This window comes from Nitratireductor sp. (assembly GCF_017794765.1).
In the GTDB taxonomy this organism is placed as follows: Bacteria; Pseudomonadota; Alphaproteobacteria; order Rhizobiales; family Rhizobiaceae; genus Nitratireductor.
The window spans coordinates 2,993,129-3,014,111 of sequence record NZ_CP051236.1; the positions used below are offsets into that span (position 1 = coordinate 2,993,129).

The following is a 20,983-nucleotide window of genomic DNA, read 5'->3' on the forward strand; positions in this document are numbered from 1 at the left end:
TCACAGAATCACATGCAATCGGAGATAGGCTTCAGTCAAAGGACATTGCCTGAGCCATGCCTGCGCAGCAAGCGTATCGCCGTGCCGGGGTCGGGTCTGTAAAAAGCCATGGCGCATTATTTGCCTCCGGCGTCCCGGGTGTCCTATAGCTTTAGTCTGGGTTCTGGCAAAAAGAATGGCGGCGCATGGCGGAATATTCAGCTCTTTCGCTTTTTAAGAATGCCTTTTCCGGCAATCGTGATTGGAAGCCGGCCTGGCGCAAGCCCGATCCCAAGCCTAGCTACGATGTCATCATCATCGGTGGCGGCGGCCATGGTCTGGCAACCGCCTATTATCTGGCGGCCGAACACGGCATCACCAACGTCGCCGTTCTGGAGAAGGGCTGGCTCGGCTCCGGCAATATAGGCCGCAACACCACCATTGTGCGCTCCAACTATCTTTTACCAGAATCCGTCCGTTTCTACGAGTTCTCGATGAAACTCTGGGAAAACCTCTCCCATGAGCTCAACTACAACGTGATGTTCTCCCAGCGCGGTGTTCTGAACCTCGCCCACAGCCCGGGCCAGGCCGACGCCTTCATTCGCCGTGGCAATGCCATGCGCCATGGCGGCGTCGATGCCGAATGGCTGACCCCGCAGCAGATCGCACGCAAGGTACCGGGCCTCGACACGTCAAAGTCGGCGCGCTTTCCGGTCGTCGGGGGGCTTTTGCAGCCGCGCGCGGGCACCGCACGCCATGATGCGGTTGCGTGGGGCTATGCGCGGGCTGCCGACCGGCGCGGCGTCGACCTGATCGAGAACTGCGAGGTGACGGGCTTCCTCCGCGAGGGCGATCAGATCACTGGCGTTTCCACCGCAAGAGGCGACATCCGTGCAAAGAAGGTGGCGCTGGCCGTTGCCGGCAGCACCAGCCACGTGCTGCAGCGTGCTGGCATCGAGCGCCTGCCCATTGAAAGCCATGTCCTTCAGGCCTTCGTTTCCGAGGCCATCAAGCCCTTTGTGGACTGCGTTGTGACCTTCGGTGCCGGTCATCTCTACATGTCGCAATCCGACAAGGGTGGGCTGGTTTTCGGCGGCAGCCTCGATTTCTACAATTCCTATGCCCAGCGTGGAAACCTGCCCACGGTCGAAGATGTGATGAGCGAAATTTGCGCCATGTTCCCATCGGTGGCACGGCTGAGGCTCCTACGCTCCTGGGGTGGTGTAATGGACATGTCGATGGACGGGTCCCCCATCATCACCAAGGGTCCCCTGCCCGGTCTCTATCTCAATTGCGGCTGGTGTTATGGCGGGTTCAAGGCGACACCCGCTTCCGGCTATTCCTTTGCATGGACCATCGCCAGGGACGAACCCCACGCCATCAACGCGCCATTCACGCTCAGCCGCTTCGAGCGCGGCGCGGTGATCGACGAAACGGGTCACGGCCCGACACCCAAACTGCATTGAGGGACACGCCATGCTCATCGACTGCCCGCATTGCGGCTCCCGCGATCTTGCAGAATTCTCCTATCAGGGGGATGCGACACGCGCCCGCCCTGACCTCGCCTCCACGGACACGAAGGCCTGGCTCGACTATGTCTACAATCGGCCAAACCCGGCCGGACGACACCGCGAATTCTGGCAGCACGCAGGCGGGTGCCGCGCGCATCTGGTGGTGGAACGCGACACGCTTACCCATGAAATTCTCACGGTCGCTTTCGCCCGAGACGCCGCTGGCGGAGATGCGGCATGAGCCCGCGCCGAACCAGTGCCGGCGGGCTGATCGACCGCACCCGAACCATCCGCTTCACCTTCGACGGCGAGAGCCTGACCGGCCATGCAGGCGACACGCTGGCCTCGGCCCTGCTTGCCAGCGGCATTTCGCTCATGGGCCGCTCCTTCAAGTACCACCGTCCCCGCGGCGTCTTCACTGCCGGGATCGATGAACCGAACGCCCTTGTAACTCTCTTGCGTGAAGGCGTCCGTGAACCCAATATTCCCGCCACCCAGATCCAGATCTACGACGGTCTGCGCGCCGAAAGCCAAAACCGCTTTCCATCCCTCGCCTGGGATATTGGAGCGGTAAATCAGCTCGGCGGCCGGCTACTTGGAGCGGGATTCTACTACAAGACCTTCATGGGTCCGGTGATGGGCCCGCTGAAGGGCACGCGCTTCTGGATGATGTGTGAGCATTTCATCCGCAGAGCCGCTGGCCTTGGCCGGGCCGACTTTGAGCCCGACCCGTCACACTACGAACAGACCAATGCCTTCTGCGACGTTTTGATCGTCGGCGGTGGTATTGCCGGCCTCATGGCGGCAGAAGCGGCGGCGAAGGCCGGAAAACGTGTGATCCTTGCCGAACAAGAGCCCATAACAGGCGGCTTTGCCCGCTGGTCCGGCGAAACCATTGAGGGAAAGCCGGCCCACGAATGGGTTTCAAACCTGACAGCACGGCTTGCCAGCCTCGACCATGTGCGCCTTTTAACGCGCACTGCGGTCTGGGGCTATTACGACGGCAACACACTCGCAGCGCTCGAACGCGTCAACGACCATGTCGCCCGCCCGCCGAAAGGGCACCCCCGCCAGCGGCACTGGACGATCCGCGCTACGGATGTTGTGCTTGCAACGGGCGCGCTCGAACGCCCGATCGTCTTTCCGGGCAATGATCGTCCGGGGATCATGCTCGCTGGCGCCATGCGCCGCTATGCTGAAGAATTCGGTGTCTTGCCCGGAAGCAGAACGATCTTCTTCACCAACAATGACAGTGCCTACGAGGCGGCAGCCAACTTGAGACGCGCCGGCGGCCACGTGGCGGCCATTGTGGATGTGCGTGCGAAGATCAGCAGTGCCGCCAGCGAACTTGCCACCGCGGCGGGCGTGTCGCCGCTCATCGGACACGCCATCGTCGGCAGCAGGGGCGGCAAGGCGCTTTCACGTGTTTTTGTTCAGGCCTTCGATGCAGCATCGGGAACGCTGTCAGGAGATGCCAGGCAGCTCGAGTGCGACAGTCTTGCCGTTTCGGGTGGTTGGCAGCCAGTTCTCCACCTGGCAAGCCAGGCCGGTGCAAAACCTGTCTGGGATGGGGAAAAGCAGGCCTTCCTTCCGCCTCCGCCAACACAGCGCTGGACTGGCGCTGGTGCATTCCTTGGAAAGTTCGGCACAACCGATGCCCTTGCGAGCGGCCGTGATGCTGGCCTCAAATGCGCCGGCAAGCGAGCCTCACGCGGCCAACTTCCCGCCATTGCGCCTGAAGCCCTCGACCTGACGCCAGCCCCGGTTCTCGAGATCCGGGCCAGGGGCAGGGCGTTCGTCGATTTCCAGCACGATGTGACCGCCGACGATGTGCGGCTTGCCCATCGCGAAGGCTTTGTCAGCGTCGAGCACCTGAAGCGCTACACCACGCTCGGCATGGCGACCGATCAGGGAAAGACGTCGAATGTTCCCGGCCTCGCCATCATGGCCACGGCGCGCGGCATCACGATCCCCGAGGTCGGCACAACGCGGTTTCGACCGCCCTATTCACCGGTGGCCATCGGCGCGCTGGCAGCGGAACGTTATGGCGATCTCAAACCCGAGCGCTATACGCCCATGCATGACTGGCATGTGGAACGCGGCGCCGAGATGACCCCGGCAGGGCTCTGGAACCGCCCGCTGATCTATGCCGCTGCCGGCGAAACGGTCGAGCAGGCCTATATCCGCGAGGCGGCAGCAGTACGGCGCTCCGTGGGCATTGTCGATGTTTCCACACTGGGCAAGATCGCGGTCAAGGGACCCGACGCCGCCACCTTCCTTGATCGGGTCTACACCAACACCTTCTCCACGCTGAAAGTAGGCAAGGCGCGCTATGGCCTGATGCTGCGCGAAGACGGGATCGCCTTTGACGACGGCACCACCTGGCGGCTCGGCGAAACCAACTTCCTCGTGACCACCACCACCGCCAATGCGGGCGCGGTGATGCAGCATCTGGAATATTGCCTCGACATTCTCTGGCCCGAACTGAAAGTCCACCTCACCTCGGTGACGGACCAATGGGCCGGCGCGGCCATTGCCGGCCCAAAGGCCCGCGCCGTGCTGGAGGGCTGCGTCACCGGAACGAAGGTCGACAATGAAACGCTGCCCTTCATGGGCATCGTGCATGGCCAGATTGATCGCGCGCCAGTCATGATATGCCGCCTCTCCTTTTCCGGCGAGCTTGCTTATGAGGTCTATAGCGGTGCCGGCCACGGCACACATGTCTGGGAAACCTTGATGGAGGCGGGCGAACCGTTCGACATCACTCCCTACGGTATGGAAGCCCTCGGCGCGCTGCGCATCGAAAAAGGCCATGTCACCGGCGCCGAGATCGACGGACGAACCACCGCCCGTGATCTCTATCTCGACTGGATGCTGTCAAAGAAAAAGCCGTTCATCGGTTCGGGCCTGATGGACCGCCCGGCCCTGATCGACAAAAACCGGCTGAGGCTTGTCGGCGTCATCTCTCTCGATGGACAGAAGCTTGGCGGGGGCGCACATCTGGTTGAGCGCGGCAGCGCTGATGAGCCGGGCGAGAGCATCGGCCATGTGACAGCCTTCTGCTACTCGCCCACACTACAGAACTATATCGGTCTCGCCCTCGTCAGAGGCGGCAAGCTGCGCCATGGCACCAGGGCTTATCTCTCGGACCCGTTGCGCGGGCGTTTCGGTCAGGTCGAGATCGTCAGCCATCATTTCTTCGATCCGGATGGAGAACGCATGCATGGTTGAACGCGCATCACCGCTGGGCAGCGATTTCCGCCCCGGCTTCCATGGCGACTTCGCTGAAGGGACCGGCGTCACGATCTTGGAAGCCATAAAGGGATCGATCGTCGAGGCCAACGCCTGGCCTGGCGAGGAAAAGACGCTGACGGAAAATCTTTCCGCCATCTGCCGTCTAAAACTTTCGGCTGCACCGGGAAGCGGCGCTGCCAACCGTGAAGGCACGTGCGCCTTCAACATCGGCCCCGGCCGATTTCTCCTGAGTGGGCAGGATGAAGCTCTGGCCGGCGATCTCATTGCGGCCATTGATGAGACCACGGGAACCGTAACGGATCTTTCCCACGGGCGCACGGTTTTCGCCATAGAAGGCTCTCAGGTGGAATGGGTTCTGGCGAAGCTTTTCGCGCTCGATTTCAGTCTCTCTGCCTTTCCCGTCCACACCGGACGGGCCACAGCGCATCACGACCTGTTTGTGCAAATCCAGCGCCGGGGCGAAAAGCGCTTCGAGCTTTATGTCTTCCGCTCATTTGCGCGAGCCTTCGCGAAGACGCTCCGCCGCGCGTCGGAGGATGTGGGCTACACGATAAGATAGGCCCGGCGCGGCGACACCGGACCTATCAACCGATCCGCGGAGCCCCCACGAACCGGTTTGATCATCCGCAAGGCGCCATCGGCGCCTCCCGGCATGCCTCATCAGCCATTGTCGCCATCAGGCGCCATTTCCGCCGGCGGATTGCCCGAACGCATTTTATCGCGCATCTCACCGTGCGGGCCGCCTCTGTGGTCACGCTTGTGGTGCATCATCTTTCCGTGACGTCCGCCACGTTCACCTGCCATCTGGCGGAAGCCACGGCGCATTTCGCGCTGGTCGACTTTGCCGTCATCATTGGCGTCCATCAGCGCAAAGCGCTTTGCCTGCTGGCTTTCAATCTCCGCGATCGTGACGGTGCCGTCACCGTCAACGTCGAGACGCTGTGCAGCGCGCTTCGCCCGGCGCTCGGCCATGCGCTTCGTTGCCATATCCTGAAGTTCGGCTTCAGAAAGCACCCCGTCACCATCGGCATCGGCGGCCTTCAAACGCTCGATATGAGCGGAGGAAAACTCTTCGATGGTGAGGTTCCCATCGCCGTCGGAATCGATGCGGGCAAAACCCCGCATCATCTTGCCGTCTTTCATTCTCTCGCCTGCGGCCGGCGGTGCGGCCTGGTCGGATGAAGCTTCCTGGGCGATCGCAGCGGAACCGGCGATCAGGCTCAGGGCCATGGCCGACAACAGAATCTTGTTTTTCATGTCAGTCTCCTCGTAAGGGGGGCGCCGCATGGAGGTTGCGGCAGGGAACGAGGAGATAGTCGCCCATCGCACATTACGACGACCTTGCCGGGAAATTACAATTTCGTAAGCAACAATTGGCAGGGCGGAAGGCCGTTTCAGCGAACGAAGGAGACAAATTCCTCGAGCGGCGCCCGTTCACTGCGCAGGGCATTCTCCGGTTTTGAGGCATCCTCGTAGCCAAGCGCCATGCCGCATACGACGATTTCCTCATCGGGAATGCCGAGGATCGGGCGGATCTGCTTGTGATACGGCGCAAACGCAGCCTGCGGGCAGGTATGGAGATCACGCCCGCGTGCTGCAATCATCACCGATTGCACAAACATGCCGAGATCGATCCATGACCCTTTGTTCAACCGACGGTCGATTGTGAAGATCAGGCCCACGGGTGCATCGAAGAAGGTGAAATTGCGGTCATGCTGGGCACGCATGCGATCCACTTCACGCCGTCCGATGCCCAAAAGACTATAGAGCGCATAGCCGACCGCACGGCGGCGCGACAGATAGGGCTCGAAAAACTTGTCGGGATAGTATTTGTATTCGTCCCACTCGATCTTTTCCGGGCGTACACCGGAAGAAAGAATAGCGTCGGAAAGCGCCTGTTTGCGCTCGCCCGACACCACATAGACCTTCCAGGGCTGCATGTTGGTGCCCGAAGGCGCGCGCGCGGCAACGCGAAGAATATCCCTGATCGTCTCGTCATCGACAGGATCTGGCAAAAAAGCCCGCACAGAGCGCCGCGTCAGCATCGCCTGATCGACAATGTCGGTAATGGACAGTTCGTTCTTCTTGTCAGGGGCCAACATGCCGCTATCCTTCCTGGCGGTCCATTGAGATGCGCGACAATGCCCCCTGCATCAATATCGCGATCCATTCAGGACCAAATGCATTCACTCACTACGCTGTTCTCACGCCGGTCGATTTGCTAAAAGGCCGACCAATGCGCCGGTCCTCGTAGTCGAAGGGCCTGTTTTTTTCAAGTCGAATGCCAAGTTCGCCTCTGGAGCTCCCCATGCCAAAGCCCTCATCCCGCATTTCAGGCATCGTCCCGTCCGGCAAGAATGGCTGGGAAATTCATTTCGCCGCCATGGCCCGCAAACAGGCTGGCGACAAGGTCATCATGCTCTCTGTCGGCGATCATGACTTTGACACCCCGGAAGGAACGGTCGAGGCCTGCGTGGATGCCGTGCGGGGTGGGCATCATCACTATACCCAGCTTCCTGGCCTGCCCCGGCTGCGAAGCGCGTTGGCGAAACTATCCGCGGAATGCACGGGCACCGAGACAGGTGCCGACGAGATCATGGTCACGATTGGCGGCCAGGGCGCACTCTACGCAGCCTTCCAGGGAGTGCTCGATCCGGGTGCCCATGCCGTGATCGTCTCACCGTATTACGCCACCTACCCCGGCACGGTCCGCGCCGCCGGAGGGCGTTACACGGAAATTGAAACCCATGCGGAAAACGACTTCGAGCCGAGCCTTGAAGAAATCGAACAGGCACTCGAAGCCGACACGCGCGCAATCCTGATCAACTCCCCGAACAACCCGACCGGCGCCGTCTACTCTCGCGCGACCATCGAGCGTATTGCGGAGATCTGCCGCGAACGTGATCTGTGGCTCCTTTCCGACGAAGTCTACTGGACCATCCGGTCCGAGAAGGAGCACATCTCGCCCCGCGCGCTGCCCGGGATGAAGGAGCGCACGCTGGTGATCAATTCACTGTCGAAGAGCCACGGCATGACCGGGTGGCGTGTCGGGTGGCTCACCGGCCCGGCCGAAATGATCTCCGTGTTGACCAATCTCAATCTCGTCGCCACCTATGGCCTGCCCGATTTCACCTCTCACGCTGCCATTGCTGCCGCCGAGAACGGTTTCGGCCTTCGTGAGATCGCGGAACTCTACACGAGAAGGCGCGAAGCGTTTCTTGAGGCGGTACGCGGCTTGAACGGCCTGATCGTACGCGGCTCTCAGGGTGGCATGTATGTGATGCTCGACATCCGGGCGATCGAAGAGGATTGCGAGAAATTTGCCTGGGACTTCCTCAACCAGGAAGATGTTGCGGTCTTACCGGGCGCCAGCTTCGGCGAAGCAGCCAAAGGACACATCCGAATTTCAATGTGCCAGAACGAAGAAACGCTGCGCGAGGCGGCCAGACGGTTGCAGCGCTTCATCGCGGCCCGATTCGACAAGCCAGGGAAAAAAGCCGCAGCGGGCTGAACCGGAAATGGGCGCATTCGGAGGCGCGCCCTACTCCTTCCGGTCTGGCAGCCCCTTGCGGTCGGTTTCCGCCAACTCCTCGAGTTCTGCTTCGCTCATCGATTCGTACATTTCTTTCGATGCGCCCTGAAGCTGGGATTTGGGCGTTTCGCCGCGCTTGGCTGCAAGAGCCGCGCCGGCGGCCTTTTGCTGCGCCTTGGATTTTGCCGGCATCTTTGCCTCCTGTTTGAGATATCAACTCAGGGAGAAGACTCCGAACACGGCTAGGTTCCCGAAATCAATCAGTTTGCAGGCAATTTCCGCCAGTGCGGGTCTGGTTTGAAGCGGTCGCCGTGTTGCGCCTGCAAGCGTTCAAGCGCGCCAACAATCTCCTCCACACCGCGTGTACGCGCATATCTCAGGGGCCCGCCCCGAAACGGAGCAAACCCCGTGGCAAAGATCATCGCCCCCTCCAGCGTCTTTTCGTCACCCACAACGCCTTCGCGCAGGCAGGTCACGCAGGTGTTGAGCATGGGGAGGATCAGGCGATCCGTGATGGCCGAATGCGGCTCGGGATACTTTGTGCTTTTTCTCGGCTCGCCATTGCGATCATAGGTATAAAGTCCACGCCCCGCCTTCCGGCCGGTGCGCCCTTCCGCCACCATGGATTCCAGCCAGCCCGGCACGTCCGGTAATGCGATGTCGAGGCCGGATTGCATCGTGCGCGCCACCTCGAGACAAATGTCCAGACCAACGCGGTCGGCAAGTTCGATCGGTCCCATCGGCATGCCGAACGAAACGGCAGCCTGATCGATGGTTTCTTTCTGGACGCCTTCGTCGAGCATCACGAACGCCTCGGTGAGGTAAGGCGTAAGGACGCGGTTGATGAGAAAGCCCGGCGAACTCTTCACCAGCGCGGGAAGCCTGTCTATGGAACCACAGAAAGCGGCCAGCCGCGCCAGCGCCGCATCCGAAACCCGGTCATGTGAAACGACTTCGACGAGTTCCATGCGCGCCACTGGATTGAAGAAGTGAAGCCCCAGCAGCCTTTCAGGAAACGGAACAGCCGTTCGCAGTTCTTTCAGGGGAATGCTGGACGTGTTGGTCGCCAGAATCGCGTCCTTCTTCATCAAAGGCGCGATCATCCCGAAAACCTTGCGCTTGACTTCGGCCTTTTCCGCCACCGCCTCGATCACCAGATCAGCCTGCTTGACACCGTCACCCGCGAAATCCGGTGTCAGCCGATCTGACGCATCGCGTCTGGCGACACCGCTATGCAGACGTTTGTCAAAAAGCTTCCCTGCCCTTCCGATTGCCGCCGCAAGAGCCTGTTCATTAAGATCGGACAGCGTGACCCTGAGACCTCGCGCCGCGCACCATGCGGCAATATCCCCGCCCATTGTTCCGGCACCGATGACGTGCACATGCGCGATGCCGCTCGCCCCCTTGCCCCCGGCCTTAAGGGATTCACGCAGGAAGAAGACATGAATGAGGTTCTGCGCCGTCTCCCCGGTCAAAAGACGCGCGAAGGAGTGGATTTCCTCCTTCTGCATCACCTCTTTCTTCCCGGCACCGTGGTGCTCCCACAGATCGATCAATCGATGAGGAGCAGGATAATGCTCTTCCGGCGCACGCTTTGCAGCCATGGAACGCATCCTGCGCGCGGCGAAACCGCGGTAAAACGAGAAGCGGCTCAACCCCGCGCCGCGCTTTGTCGGCTTCAGCTCTCCCGAGATGGCCGCCTTGACCGCGTTCACTACATGTCGCTCCTCGACCACGGCGTCGACCAGGCCGAGCCTCCGCGCCTTTGCCGTGTGCACGGATTTTCCAGTCAGCATCATCTTCATTGCTTCGAGCGGTTCTATCAGCGCCGGCAGCCGAAACGTCCCTCCCAGTCCCGGATGAAGGCCGAGAAGCACTTCGGGAAACCCGAAAACCGCTCCCTCGACGGCAATCCTGTTCCTGCAGGCAAGTGCAAGCTCAAGCCCGCCGCCAAGACAATGGCCGTGGACGACGGCAACGCTCGGCATCGGTAAGGCTGCGAGACGATCAACGAGTGCATGTGCCTGCGTCATGCGGCCTTCCACCACGTCCCTCTGAGAAACTCCTGCAAAGTCACGTATATCGGCGCCTGCGATAAAACCTCCGGGTTTGCCCGAGCGTAGAACCAGCCCCTTAGGCTGCAACGCTTCCACCTGCCCCAACAGGGTCTCCAACTCGGTCATCACCGGTTCGGACAGCGTGTTTGTGCTCTCTCCTGCACGGTCGAGCACCAGCCAGGCAATCGCGTCCGCGTCCCTGAGCAGTGACCAGTGCGTGGTTTTCGCGATCTCCTGCGCATCGGGGCCGAGCGTAAGCCGGTTTCGATTGAGATGCTTGCCAGCGGGTATCCTTCCAACAGCCATCAAACCACCTCCACCAGCATCGCGCCGCCAAGTCCGCCACCGATACATTCGGTTGCAACGCCGCGTCTGAGGCCACCTCTGCGCAGGGCGTTCACGAGATGAAGTACGATCCGGTTGCCGCTGGTTCCCACCGGGTGCCCGAGGCTGATTGCTCCCCCATCCACATTAAGGCGATTGTGGTCGATGCGGCCGAACGGAGCTTCGAGCCCGAGAACATGGCGGCAATAGTCGTCATCCTCCCACGCCGCGAGGCATGCAAGAACCTGCGCCGCAAAAGCCTCATTCAGCTCCCACAGTTCGATATCCTCACGGGTCAGACGACGCCGTTCGAGGAGCGCTGTCGAACACAGTGTCGGCCCCAGTCCCATGATCGACGGATCCAGGCCAGACCACTCACTGTCCACAATCCGGGCAAGCGGTGTGAGACCATGTTTCTTGAGCGCCGTTTCGGAAGCGAGGATGACCCAGGAGGCGCCATCGGTAATCTGCGAGGAATTGCCCGGGGTCACGCTGCCATAAGGCTTTTCAAAAGCCGGCTTAAGCTTGGCAAGCCGCTCCATCGAGGTGTCCGGACGAACGCCGTCATCGTGATCGTAAAGCATCCCCTCGCGCGTCACCGCGGGAACCACTTCCCCTTTGAGAGCACCGCTTTTCTGCGCCCGGGCCAGACGCTGGTGACTTTCGAGCGCGTATGCATCCGCCGCTTCTCGCGATATGTTGAAGATATGGCCGATTTTCTCGGCCGTCTGCCCCATATTGAGCTGGGTGACAGGGTCGGTCAGTCCACGCTCAAGTCCGATGACCGGTTTGAGCATGCGCGGTCGCAAAGCGCCCAGGGCAGAAAGCCTCTCAAGAAGCGATCTGGCAAAAGCGAAACGGCCGAACCACGCCGCTCCTTCCTGCGGCCACACCAGCGGAGCGTGGGAAAGTGCTTCCGTTCCTCCTGCCAGGATGAGATCCGCCTTTCCTGCTTCTATCGTGCGGAATGCGGTGTCTATCGACTGCATCCCCGAACCACAATTGATCTGAACGGTGAAGGCCGGCATCGCATCGCCCATGCCCAGACGCAGCGCCGCTACCCTTGCCGGGTTCATCTCGTCGGCAAGCACGTTGACACAGCCGAGGATAACCTTGTCGAAACTAGCGGGAGAAAAATTCTGCCTGGCCAGCAGGGGCCGCCCGCATTGCACGGCAAGGTCCACTGGCGTAAACGGCCCGGGCTTGCCCCTGGCTCTCAGAAACGGGGTCCGCGCGCCATCCACAATGAAGACGGGCCTGTCTTTGCTCTCAAGATTATTCGACTGACGGGCAGAGGACGCCCGTTTCGAACGCGTGGGCGGTTTCCGGTTAACGCGCTCCTGCTTTCGGGGCAATTGTGCCATGCCACACGCACCTTTCCTGAAAAAAACCTGACGACCGGCGATGGTTTGGTCCAGTCGACCCAGTTGAGCATCTTTGTTGACAGGCACACAACCTTTCAGGGCGTTCCAGGTTCCGATCTCGCTTCCTTCCCAATAACGCCGGCTTTAAGCCACAATTGTCTGGCCTGACCCGATAAGCCGCATTGGCCACAAAAGCGGTTTGTGATTTAACCGCACTGTTTTGCAGCATACGGGCCACAGGCGTTAACGTCACTGCAAGGTTGGTGACCGACACTTCGGCTTGAGAATGGGAGACGGGTTTGAGTGGAATCGACGCGAGACCGTCGATGGGTCGGCGTTTGCACGGGCCGTTGCTGCTCGCGCTTATGCTCGCCTTTTCGCCGCCCTCTGCCAATGCTTTCGAGCTCTTCGGCTTAAAACTGTTTGGCAAGGACAAGACTGCCGAGGAGCCGGACACGATCGGCGAACCGTGGAACTACACGGTGGAGTTTGTCCTCCCCTATGGTGCAGACGAGACTGAAAAGAAACTCAAGGGCGCCTCGTCTCTATGGGCAGACCGGGAGAAACCCGCCTCCGGCGCAGCCGGGCTCATCGTCAAGGCACGCGGCGACTATCGCCGCCTTCTGAATACGCTCTACGGCTCAGCGCTTTATGGCGGTTCCATCAGCATCACCATTGACGGACAAGAGGTTTCCGACCTTCCGATTGACGCTGAGATAGCCAATCCGGCCAGCGTTCGGGTCGCCGTCGACCCAGGCTCCGTCTTTCATTTCGGCCAGGCGCGCATCGTCAACCAGGCGCCGCCGCCACTCAACCGCAATGATCGCGTCGAAGATCCCGCAAAAGAAGGTTTCCAGTCAGGAGAAGTCGCCGCCTCCGGAACCATCCTGAGAGCCGGACGCCTCGCAGTCGAGGCCTGGCGTCATCAAGGGCATGCAAAGGCCGCGATAGCGGAGAGGCGCGTCACCGCTGCTCATGAAACCGGGACGGTGGACGCAGTGCTGACCATCGAGCCCGGTCGCCGCGCGGCATATGGCACCGTTACCGTCAGCGGGACAGAACGGATGGACCCCGACTTCGTGGCGCGCCAGACCGGCCTCATCCCAGGTCGTGAATACGATCCGGACGATCTCGATCGTGCCCGCGAGCGCCTGTCGAAGCTTGATGTTTTTCGCTCAGCCCGGATCGAGGAAGCAGACGAGATCGGCGCAGACGGCATCTTGCCGCTTGCCGTCATCGTCCAGGAGCGCCTGCCTCGCCGGTTCGGTGTCGGCGGCACCTATTCAACGCTGGACGGACTAGGAGTCCAGGCCTACTGGATGCACCGAAACCTCTTTGGCCGTGCTGAACGGCTGCGCTTTGAAGGGCAGGTTTCCGGCATCGGCAACACTTTCAAGCCTGAAGATCTGACCTACCGCGTTGGCGCCACTTTCATCAAGCCCGGTGTCTATACGCCCGATACCGATTTCCAGGCCTCGATATTCGGCGACCGCGAAGTATTGGAACGCTATACACGCACGGCAGTCAGCGCCGAGCTTGGCTTCCGGCACGAGTTTACTGAAGCCCTGTCGGGCAGCCTGTTCGCCAATGCCGGCCGCGCCCGCTTCGAAGATGACTTCGGAACGCGGGATTTCACCACGATCGGGCTCTCGGGCACACTCACCTATGACAGCCGGGACAACCCCGCCGACGCGACCGAAGGCTATTTCGCCGAATTGTCGCTCGAACCATTCTACGAAATGGAATATCGCAACCTGGCCGCACGCATGCTTCTGGAAGGCCGCGCCTACTATGATTTCGGGAGCGATGGCCGCTTCGTTCTGGCTGGACGCGCCAAGATCGGCGCCCTGGTCGGAGCTCCGATTGATGAAACACCACCCGACAAGCTGTTCTTTGCTGGCGGTGGCGGTTCGGTTCGTGGTTATGCCTATCGGAATATCGGCGTCGAGATGGAGGACGGTATCGCGGGCGGCCGCTCGCTGATGGAAGCCTCGGCCGAGCTGCGCGCGCGCGTCACCAGTTCCATCGGCGTGGTCGGCTTCATCGACGCCGGAACCGTGGGTGCGGAATCTTTCCCCGATTTCTCGGAGGATGTACGGATCGGCGTTGGCGCCGGTCTGCGCTATCTTACCCCGTTGGGTCCCGTGCGTCTCGACGTCGCCGTGCCGCTTGATCGACGCGACGGCGACCCGGGCGTCGCCTTTTACGTCGGAATAGGACAAGCGTTTTGATCCGCTTTTTCGCAGCTCTGCTCCTGCTTTTCATTCTGCTGCCAGCCATGGCGCAGGATACCCCCAGCGAGCGCACGCCCGATGAGGAGCGCTCATTCTTCACACGGCTTCTGGAGGACCAGCTCTCCACGCCGAACCGGCAGATTCGCATTTCCGGCATTTCCGGTGCCCTGTCTTCGCAGGCCACCATCAGTGAAATCACCATTGCCGACCGAGAGGGCATCTGGCTGCGCATCAGCAACGCATCAATCGACTGGAGTCGCTCCACGCTCCTGCTGCGCCAGCGTCTTGAAGTGCAAATGCTTGCCGCCGAAAGTATCGAGGTCACGCGCCGCCCGTTGCCAGACGAAGGTTTGCCTTCACCGGAATCGCGTTCTTTCCAGGTCCCCGAACTGCCGCTTGCCGTCAACCTTGAACAGCTCGAGGTGAAACAGGCATCCTTCGGACAGAACGTTTTCGGCCTTGCCGCCGACCTCGCTCTGACCGGCGCTCTCAAAATCGACAGTGGAACCCTCGAGAGCAGTTTCGAAGTGCAACGTCTGGACGGTCCCGGTGGCCAGTTTGCGCTCGAAGCGGCTTACTCCAACGAAACCGAGATACTGGATCTCGATCTGGTCCTTGATGAACCCGCAGATGGCGTGGTTGCGAACCTTCTCAACGTCCAGGGCCGCCCGCCCCTCAAGCTCACCCTCGCCGGCAGCGGTCCGCTGAGCATGCTCGATATCAAGCTGGCTCTTGAGGCAGACGGCATACCCGCTTTTGGCGGCACGGCAAGGCTCCGCGAACGTGAAGAGGGCCTGGGCTTTTCCGCCCGCCTCGCTGGTTCCATTAAAAGGCTCGTGCCGGCTCAGTTTCAGGATTTCTTCGGCGCAGGAACCCGCATCAACGTCAATGGCGTATCGAAGGATGGCGGCGGAATCCTGCTTGAAAATTTTCAGGTCACCAGCGCCTCCATGCGCATCGAGGCCGTTGCAGAGACAAGCAGCGACAATTTTCTCACCGCTCTCTCCCTTGGCGCTTCGGTGGCCAACCCCAAGGGCGACCGCGTACTGCTGCCCGTTTCAGGCGGACAGACCTCTCTTCAATCGGCAAAACTCGACATCACCTTCGGCGAGGCAGGTTCGGAGCGCTGGAACGGAAAACTCGAGCTGGATGGACTTCAAACCGCAGAACTGTCCGCCGGGCGCACGGTCGTTACGATGGGCGGGCTGGCGCAAAACCTGAATGATCCGCTTTCCCGTCGGATAAGCTTCGAGATCGACGGAGAGCTTTCCGAGATCACCGCCAGGCAAGCCAAGATCGCCAGGGCACTCGGCGATACCCTTGATGTCTTGGCGCGCGGGGACTGGCAGGCAGGCAATCCGGTTTCGCTTGAAAACGTCAGCATCTCCGGGAACGGGCTGGAAACCGCCCTCACCGGCCAGATCGACGACTTCGCGTTCACCGGCGACATCAAACTGAAGGCAGCCGACATTGCTCCCTTCTCCGGCCTTGCAGATCAGGCGCTGGGCGGCTCGGTCAATCTCGTCGCAAATGGCACGCTGCGCCCCATCAGCGGCGCCTTCGACCTCAACCTCGACGGAACGGCAACCGATCTGCGTATCGAAAACGAAATTGCCGGGAACCTGCTTGCTGGAACCACTCGCATAGAGGGCGGTGTGGCGCGCGGACCCGAAGGATTGACCGCGCGCACATTGTCCCTGACAAACAATCAGTTCAACATACAGGCCGACGGCAACTTTGCGACCGGAGCAGCAAACTTCCGCTTCGATGCCACGTTGGAGGACATGGCCCTCCTCGCGGAAACTGCGTCGGGCCGTCTGACAGCCACAGGCCGCGCCGAAGGGGCTGAGGGACGCATCAATCTCACGGTGAAAGCCGATGCACCGCGCGGCAGACTTTCCGGCCGCGATCTCAGCGAGGCCACTCTCGGTTTTGATGGCCAGCTCGAGGATGAGATCCTGACGGGGGCCGTTGACGGCACCGCATTTCTGGCCGGAGAGCGCGTGGACCTTTCAGGCCAGCTGGTCCTTTCGCCGGATCAACGGCGGCTGACTGAATTTGCCTTCCGCGCAGGAGGTGCGACTGCCACCGGCAACCTCGTCCAGAATGTGCGCAAAAACCTGATCGATGGTCGGATCAGCATCGACGCCGCCGACGTCTCCACCGCCGCCGCGCTGCTGCTGCGTGAGGCAACCGGCAGTGTGAAGGCCGACCTCTCCCTCTCAAACGTCGACGAGCGCCAGATTGCCGATATCAACGCCACCATCCGCGATCTGAATGTCGATCAGACGCGCATTTCAAATGCTGCGCTCGCTGCCACAATCGAAGATTTGTTCGGGGTACCCTCCGCCGTCGGCTCGATCAATGCCAAGGGGATCAGTGCAGGCGGCCTGAATGTTACATTGGTCGAAGCCACCGCGCGCCAGAACGAAGGCGCCACGGATTTCGAGGGCAAAGCCCTCCTTGAACAGGGCACCGAGATTGAGACCCAGGGCGCACTGGCATCTGAAGGCGATGGCTATCGCGTACGGCTCAACGAGCTCCGCCTGGAACAGGGCGCCGTAAAGGCCCGTCTTGTGGAACCCGCTTCCCTTCTTGTGGAAGGCAGCGCCTTCACACTCGATCCGCTGGCGATCGATGTCGCGGGCGGTCGCATCACGGCCGGAGGTCGCTTCGCCAATGCTCTCGATCTTGTGGTCAATCTTCAAAGTGTCCCGCTTTCCATCGCCAACACGATCAAGCCCGAGCTCGGTCTTGGCGGCACACTCGACGGCAGGGCGCAGATCAGGGGCACCCGCGACAGACCCCTTGTGAACTTCGACATCGACGGACGCGAGATCACCTCCCCGGTTCTGGCGCAAGCGGGTCTCGGGACGCTGACGATCAATGCTGCTGGAACCAGCGAAGGCGAACGGCTGAACGTCGACACCAGCATCACCAGCCCGGAAGGTTTGAACGCCACCGCACGTGGCGCGGTCCCCTTCGATGACGGGCAGCTTTCCCTGGATGTTGCTCTCAACGCTTTCCCTCTGGCCGCCCTGAATCGTGTCGTGCGCGGTCAGGATCTTGCTGGGCAGTTGACAGGCAGCGCCCGGGTGACCGGCAGGCTCACGGAGCCGCAGGCAAATTTCGACATGCGCGCCACCGGCCTACGGGCCGCACCCTTGTCCAGTGCAGGCCTGGGGCCGCTTCAGCTCGCCGCCAGCGGCCGTTATGCAGACAATGCAGTACAGCTTGTCCGGCTGACGGCTGACGGTCCGTCCGGGCTGGGCATTGAAGCGAGCGGCACGGTTCCGCTTTCCGGGTCCGGCCTTGGGCTGAATGTTGCAGGCACCGCGCCGCTTTCTATCGCCAATCGCGTTCTCGCTGATCGTGGAACCCAGCTTTCGGGAACGGCATCCGCCAATATCCGCGTCTCCGGCGCGTTGGCCGATCCCGTCATCAACGGCACAATCTCGACTGCCAACGCATCCGCAGTCGATCCCCTCACAAATCTGCGCATTGGCGATGTGCGCCTCGCCGCTGCCGTTAATGGCGATCGGGTTTCGATCACGGAAGGGTCGGCGGCCCTGGCGGCAGGCGGCAGGGTTTCCGTTTCCGGCACGATATCGACCAATGCGCAGGCGGGCTTTCCCGCCGATCTCAGGATCGGTCTCAACAATGCCAGACACACCGATGGAGAAATGGTGACGGCAACCGTGAACGGTGCCCTGACCATGACAGGTCCCCTCACCCGCGATCCGCTGCTTGCTGGCGAGGTGAATGTGGAGCGTGCCGAAATCCTTGTGCCTGAAAGCATCGGTGGCGGCGCTGCACAGATCAACGTGCGCCATCTCAATCCGCCTCCCGCTGTGCAGCGCACCCTTGAGCGCGCGCGCGCAGATGACGGCACGCCCATGCCCTCGGCACGTCCGAGCGTCATGCGGCTGAATGTCAATGTGACGGCGCCGGCCCGCATTTTCGTGCGTGGACGCGGCCTCGATGCCGAACTCGGCGGCTCGGTGAGGTTGACCGGCCCGGTAACGAACATTCAGCCGGTCGGAGGTTTCAAGCTCATTCGCGGCCGACTGTCCATCATCGGTCAGCGCATAACCTTCGACGAAGGAGAAGTCACCCTGGTGGGCGATCTTGATCCGCAACTCGACTTCATCGCCCGCTCGCGCGGCAACGATATCATCGTATTCATCAATGTGAACGGCCGCGTCTCCGACCTCAACATCACGTTCTCTTCTCAACCCGAACTGCCCGAGGATGAAGTGCTTGCGCGCCTCGTCTTCAACCGCGGCATCGACGAGCTGTCCGCCGTCCAGATCGCACAGCTTGCGGCAGCCGCCGCCGAACTTGCAGGTGGGTCCAACACCTCCCTCCTGGGGTCCTTGCGCAATGCGACGGGGCTCGACGATCTGGACGTCGTCACCGATAGTGAGGGCAACGCGGCGGTGCGCGCGGGTCGCTACATTCAGGACAATATCTATCTCGGGGTGGAGGCCGGCGCGAAAGGAACGACACGCGGCACGATCAATCTCGACATTACCGAAGACCTCAAGGCCCGTGGCGCAGTTGGATCCGACGGCAATTCAAGCCTCGGCATCTTCTTCGAAAAAGACTATTGATCTGAACAGAAGAAAGCCGGCCAGAAGACTGGCCGGCAAACGGCGCGCGGGGTTCGGGTCGGGGGGATGGTGGGTGCGCGCCTTGTCTGAAAACACCGCCAGGCAACAAAGGTTCCGCAAAAATTTCGTCTCTGCGTTTCCCGCGACCGGGCACTCATGGGAGACGATGTTTCAGCGCTGCCAGCCCTGGGCGCCTATCAGAGGAACGAAGGACACCGTCGCCAGGACCTCAGTGCGGAAGGCACTCTCCCCTTCACGCACGACGCAATTGAGCTGCTGGGCTCCATGAGCAGAACCGACCGGCATGACGAGCCGTCCGTTGAGAGCGAGCTGCGCCTGCAGCGCCTCAGGGATACGCGGTCCTGCCGCGGCGACGATAATGGCATCGAACGGCCCTTCCTCCGGCAGCCCCAGCGTGCCGTCACCAACAACAATGCTCACATTGTCCAGGTAGCCCGCGTCTGCCAGGCGCCGGCGCGCCGCGATGGCGAGCGAATCGTGCCGTTCAATCGAAAAAACATGTCCTGCGATCCGCGACAGGATGGCCGTGGAATACCCCGACCCCGTACCCACCTCGAGAACGCGGCTTTGCGGCTTGAGATCGGCGGCCTCGGTCATCAGCGAAACGATATAGGGCTGCGATATGGTCTGCCCGTCGCCAATGGGCAGCGCCCCATCCTCATAAGCGAGCTCGGCAAGATGCTTCGGCACAAACAGTTCGCGCGGCACTTCGGCCATAGCGTTGAGCACTCTTTCGGAGACTATGCCACGCCGTCTCAACACCGCCAGCATCGCGCGGCGGCGATCTTCGTTCTGATCGATATGTTGCTTGCTGTTCAAACCTGCCAGCTTCGGTCATGAAGAAAAACTCGAGCCCCTATAATGCCGCCAAATGGTTCTGACCGTCCATCCTTGCGGCCATGAACTTATGCATGGCAACGCAGGCAGCGCGCATAGCTCGCCAAGCCTAGGCCCAGACATTTCTTCTGAAATCTGCTTAAAAAGGTTTATTGGTGGGTGATACAGGGCTCGAACCTGTGACCCGCTGATTAAGAGTCAGCTGCTCTACCAACTGAGCTAATCACCCGACCATTTCGGGCGGCGATCAGGTCGCCGTCAACCGAATGACCGGCTCCTTAAACGGTTTCGGCCACGCATGCAAGACACTCTGACACGAGTTTGTCACTTATTGCTCAAATCAACAGTTTCCCTTCCGCCACGCGCACCGCATGACCGCCGATGCGGGCAGAAGCGATCGCTCCGTGGTGGACGTCGACCTCCAGGCGGATGCTGGAAGGCCGTCCCATTTCAATGCCTTGCTCGATCAGGAACCCATGCGCTCCATCGACGAGCGCATCATGCTTCATGATGGCGCCGGCAAAGGCAGCCGCCGCCGAACCCGTCGCCGGATCCTCGGGAATCCCGTCATCAGGGGCAAACATGCGGACATGAAATGCGTGATCGTGATTGACCGTCTCCCGGCAGTAAACATAGGGAGCCGCAGACGGTCCATCCATCTGCGGAAGAAGCGAACGCCACAGACCAGCATCGACCCGCGCACGGCGTGCCACCCCCAGATCGGCCACCGGCACGCAGACATAAGGCACGCCCGCACTCCAGGTGCTGATCGTATGGTTCTCGAACCCGATCTCATGATGGCCGAGGCCGAGCGCCGCGGCCACCGCTTCCGGCTCTATCGGAAACGGAACCGACACTGGAAGCCTGGGCAGGTCGAATTCTGCATAAGCCGCCCCCTTCCCCGCCGTCACGGCGCAGCGCACTGGCCCCACCGTCTCCTCCAGCATCAGGATCGAAGTCTGGGAACTTCCATCACCCGTTCCCGCCAGCTCGGCAAGTGCGATCGCGGCTCCGACCGTCGGATGACCGGCGAAGGGCAGCTCCGTACGCGGCGTGAAGATGCGGAGACGTGCTGAATGGTTCTCGCTCTCCGCCTGTTTGACGAAAACGGTCTCCGAGAGATTGAATTCGCCCGCGATCCGCTGCATCGCCGCGTCGTCCATCCCGTCCGCATCAAACACCACCGCCAATGGGTTTCCCGAAAGCGGCTCATCGGAAAAAACGTCATAAATATAATAGTTTCTACCAGTCATCTC

At 61.2% G+C, this 20,983-nt stretch carries 14 protein-coding genes and 1 tRNA gene; 7 read left to right on the top strand and 8 right to left on the bottom strand.

Features of this window, described 5'->3' with window-relative positions; genetic code table 11:
* The first annotated feature begins 185 nt into the window (after positions 1-185).
* The 4 genes from HF949_RS14200 to HF949_RS14215 are packed head-to-tail and all read left to right on the top strand — an operon-like array spanning position 186 to position 5,304.
* A complete protein-coding gene (locus HF949_RS14200) occupies positions 186-1,445 on the top strand; it encodes a sarcosine oxidase subunit beta family protein (protein ID WP_292896300.1) in 1,260 nt (419 codons plus the stop codon).
* Between the two features lie 10 nt (positions 1,446-1,455).
* Positions 1,456-1,731, top strand: a complete 276-nt coding sequence (locus HF949_RS14205) for a sarcosine oxidase subunit delta (RefSeq protein WP_292896302.1) — start codon at positions 1,456-1,458, stop codon at positions 1,729-1,731.
* On the top strand, positions 1,728-4,721 hold the full coding sequence (locus HF949_RS14210; RefSeq protein ID WP_292896304.1) for a sarcosine oxidase subunit alpha family protein: 2,994 nt from the start codon (positions 1,728-1,730) through the stop codon (positions 4,719-4,721). The genes HF949_RS14205 and HF949_RS14210 overlap by 4 nt, the downstream gene beginning before the upstream one ends.
* Positions 4,714-5,304, top strand: coding sequence for a sarcosine oxidase subunit gamma (locus HF949_RS14215; protein WP_292896306.1), 591 nt, complete (start codon positions 4,714-4,716; stop codon positions 5,302-5,304). The genes HF949_RS14210 and HF949_RS14215 overlap by 8 nt, the downstream gene beginning before the upstream one ends.
* A 101-nt stretch (positions 5,305-5,405) precedes the next feature.
* Here the strand turns inward: HF949_RS14215 and HF949_RS14220 are convergent, their stop codons facing one another.
* Complete coding sequence (locus tag HF949_RS14220) at positions 5,406-6,002, bottom strand: EF-hand domain-containing protein (RefSeq protein ID WP_292896308.1); 597 nt, start codon at positions 6,000-6,002, stop codon at positions 5,406-5,408.
* Between the two features lie 137 nt (positions 6,003-6,139).
* Complete coding sequence (locus HF949_RS14225; RefSeq protein WP_292896310.1) at positions 6,140-6,847, bottom strand: nitroreductase; 708 nt, start codon at positions 6,845-6,847, stop codon at positions 6,140-6,142.
* Between the two features lie 206 nt (positions 6,848-7,053).
* On the opposite strand from HF949_RS14225, the gene HF949_RS14230 reads away from it, so the two are divergent.
* Positions 7,054-8,256 carry a pyridoxal phosphate-dependent aminotransferase gene (locus HF949_RS14230; protein WP_292896312.1) on the top strand — a complete coding sequence of 401 codons (1,203 nt, stop codon included), beginning with the start codon at positions 7,054-7,056 and terminating at the stop codon, positions 8,254-8,256.
* A 30-nt stretch (positions 8,257-8,286) separates the two neighbouring features.
* Here HF949_RS14230 and HF949_RS14235 read toward each other — a convergent pair whose 3' ends face one another.
* The 3 genes from HF949_RS14235 to HF949_RS14245 all read right to left on the bottom strand — a co-directional run bounded on the left by HF949_RS14235 (position 8,287) and on the right by HF949_RS14245 (position 12,022).
* A complete protein-coding gene (locus tag HF949_RS14235) occupies positions 8,287-8,469 on the bottom strand; it encodes a DUF3008 family protein (protein WP_292896314.1) in 183 nt (60 codons plus the stop codon).
* A gap of 68 nt (positions 8,470-8,537) precedes the next feature.
* The gene (locus tag HF949_RS14240; RefSeq protein WP_292896316.1) at positions 8,538-10,640 is read right to left on the bottom strand and encodes a 3-hydroxyacyl-CoA dehydrogenase NAD-binding domain-containing protein; all 2,103 of its coding nucleotides are present in this window, start codon (positions 10,638-10,640) and stop codon (positions 8,538-8,540) included.
* Entirely contained in the window at positions 10,640-12,022 is a 1,383-nt protein-coding gene (locus tag HF949_RS14245) for an acetyl-CoA C-acetyltransferase (protein WP_292896318.1), read from the bottom strand. The genes HF949_RS14240 and HF949_RS14245 overlap by 1 nt, the downstream gene beginning before the upstream one ends.
* 326 nt (positions 12,023-12,348) lie before the next feature.
* Here HF949_RS14245 and HF949_RS14250 point away from each other — a divergent pair, with 326 nt between their 5' ends.
* Positions 12,349-14,253: an autotransporter assembly complex protein TamA gene (locus tag HF949_RS14250; RefSeq protein WP_292900210.1), complete on the top strand. Its 1,905-nt coding sequence runs from the start codon at positions 12,349-12,351 to the stop codon at positions 14,251-14,253.
* The gene (locus tag HF949_RS14255) at positions 14,250-18,869 is read left to right on the top strand and encodes a translocation/assembly module TamB domain-containing protein (protein WP_292896320.1); all 4,620 of its coding nucleotides are present in this window, start codon (positions 14,250-14,252) and stop codon (positions 18,867-18,869) included. The genes HF949_RS14250 and HF949_RS14255 overlap by 4 nt, the downstream gene beginning before the upstream one ends.
* Before the next feature lie 171 nt (positions 18,870-19,040).
* Here HF949_RS14255 and HF949_RS14260 read toward each other — a convergent pair whose 3' ends face one another.
* The 3 genes from HF949_RS14260 to HF949_RS14270 form a co-directional block, all read right to left on the bottom strand.
* A complete protein-coding gene (locus tag HF949_RS14260; RefSeq protein ID WP_292896322.1) occupies positions 19,041-19,709 on the bottom strand; it encodes a protein-L-isoaspartate(D-aspartate) O-methyltransferase in 669 nt (222 codons plus the stop codon).
* A gap of 171 nt (positions 19,710-19,880) precedes the next feature.
* Positions 19,881-19,956: transfer RNA gene (locus tag HF949_RS14265), tRNA-Lys, on the bottom strand.
* 106 nt (positions 19,957-20,062) lie between these two features.
* Positions 20,063-20,980, bottom strand: a complete 918-nt coding sequence (locus HF949_RS14270; protein ID WP_292896324.1) for a PhzF family phenazine biosynthesis protein — start codon at positions 20,978-20,980, stop codon at positions 20,063-20,065.
* Positions 20,981-20,983 lie beyond the last annotated feature (3 nt).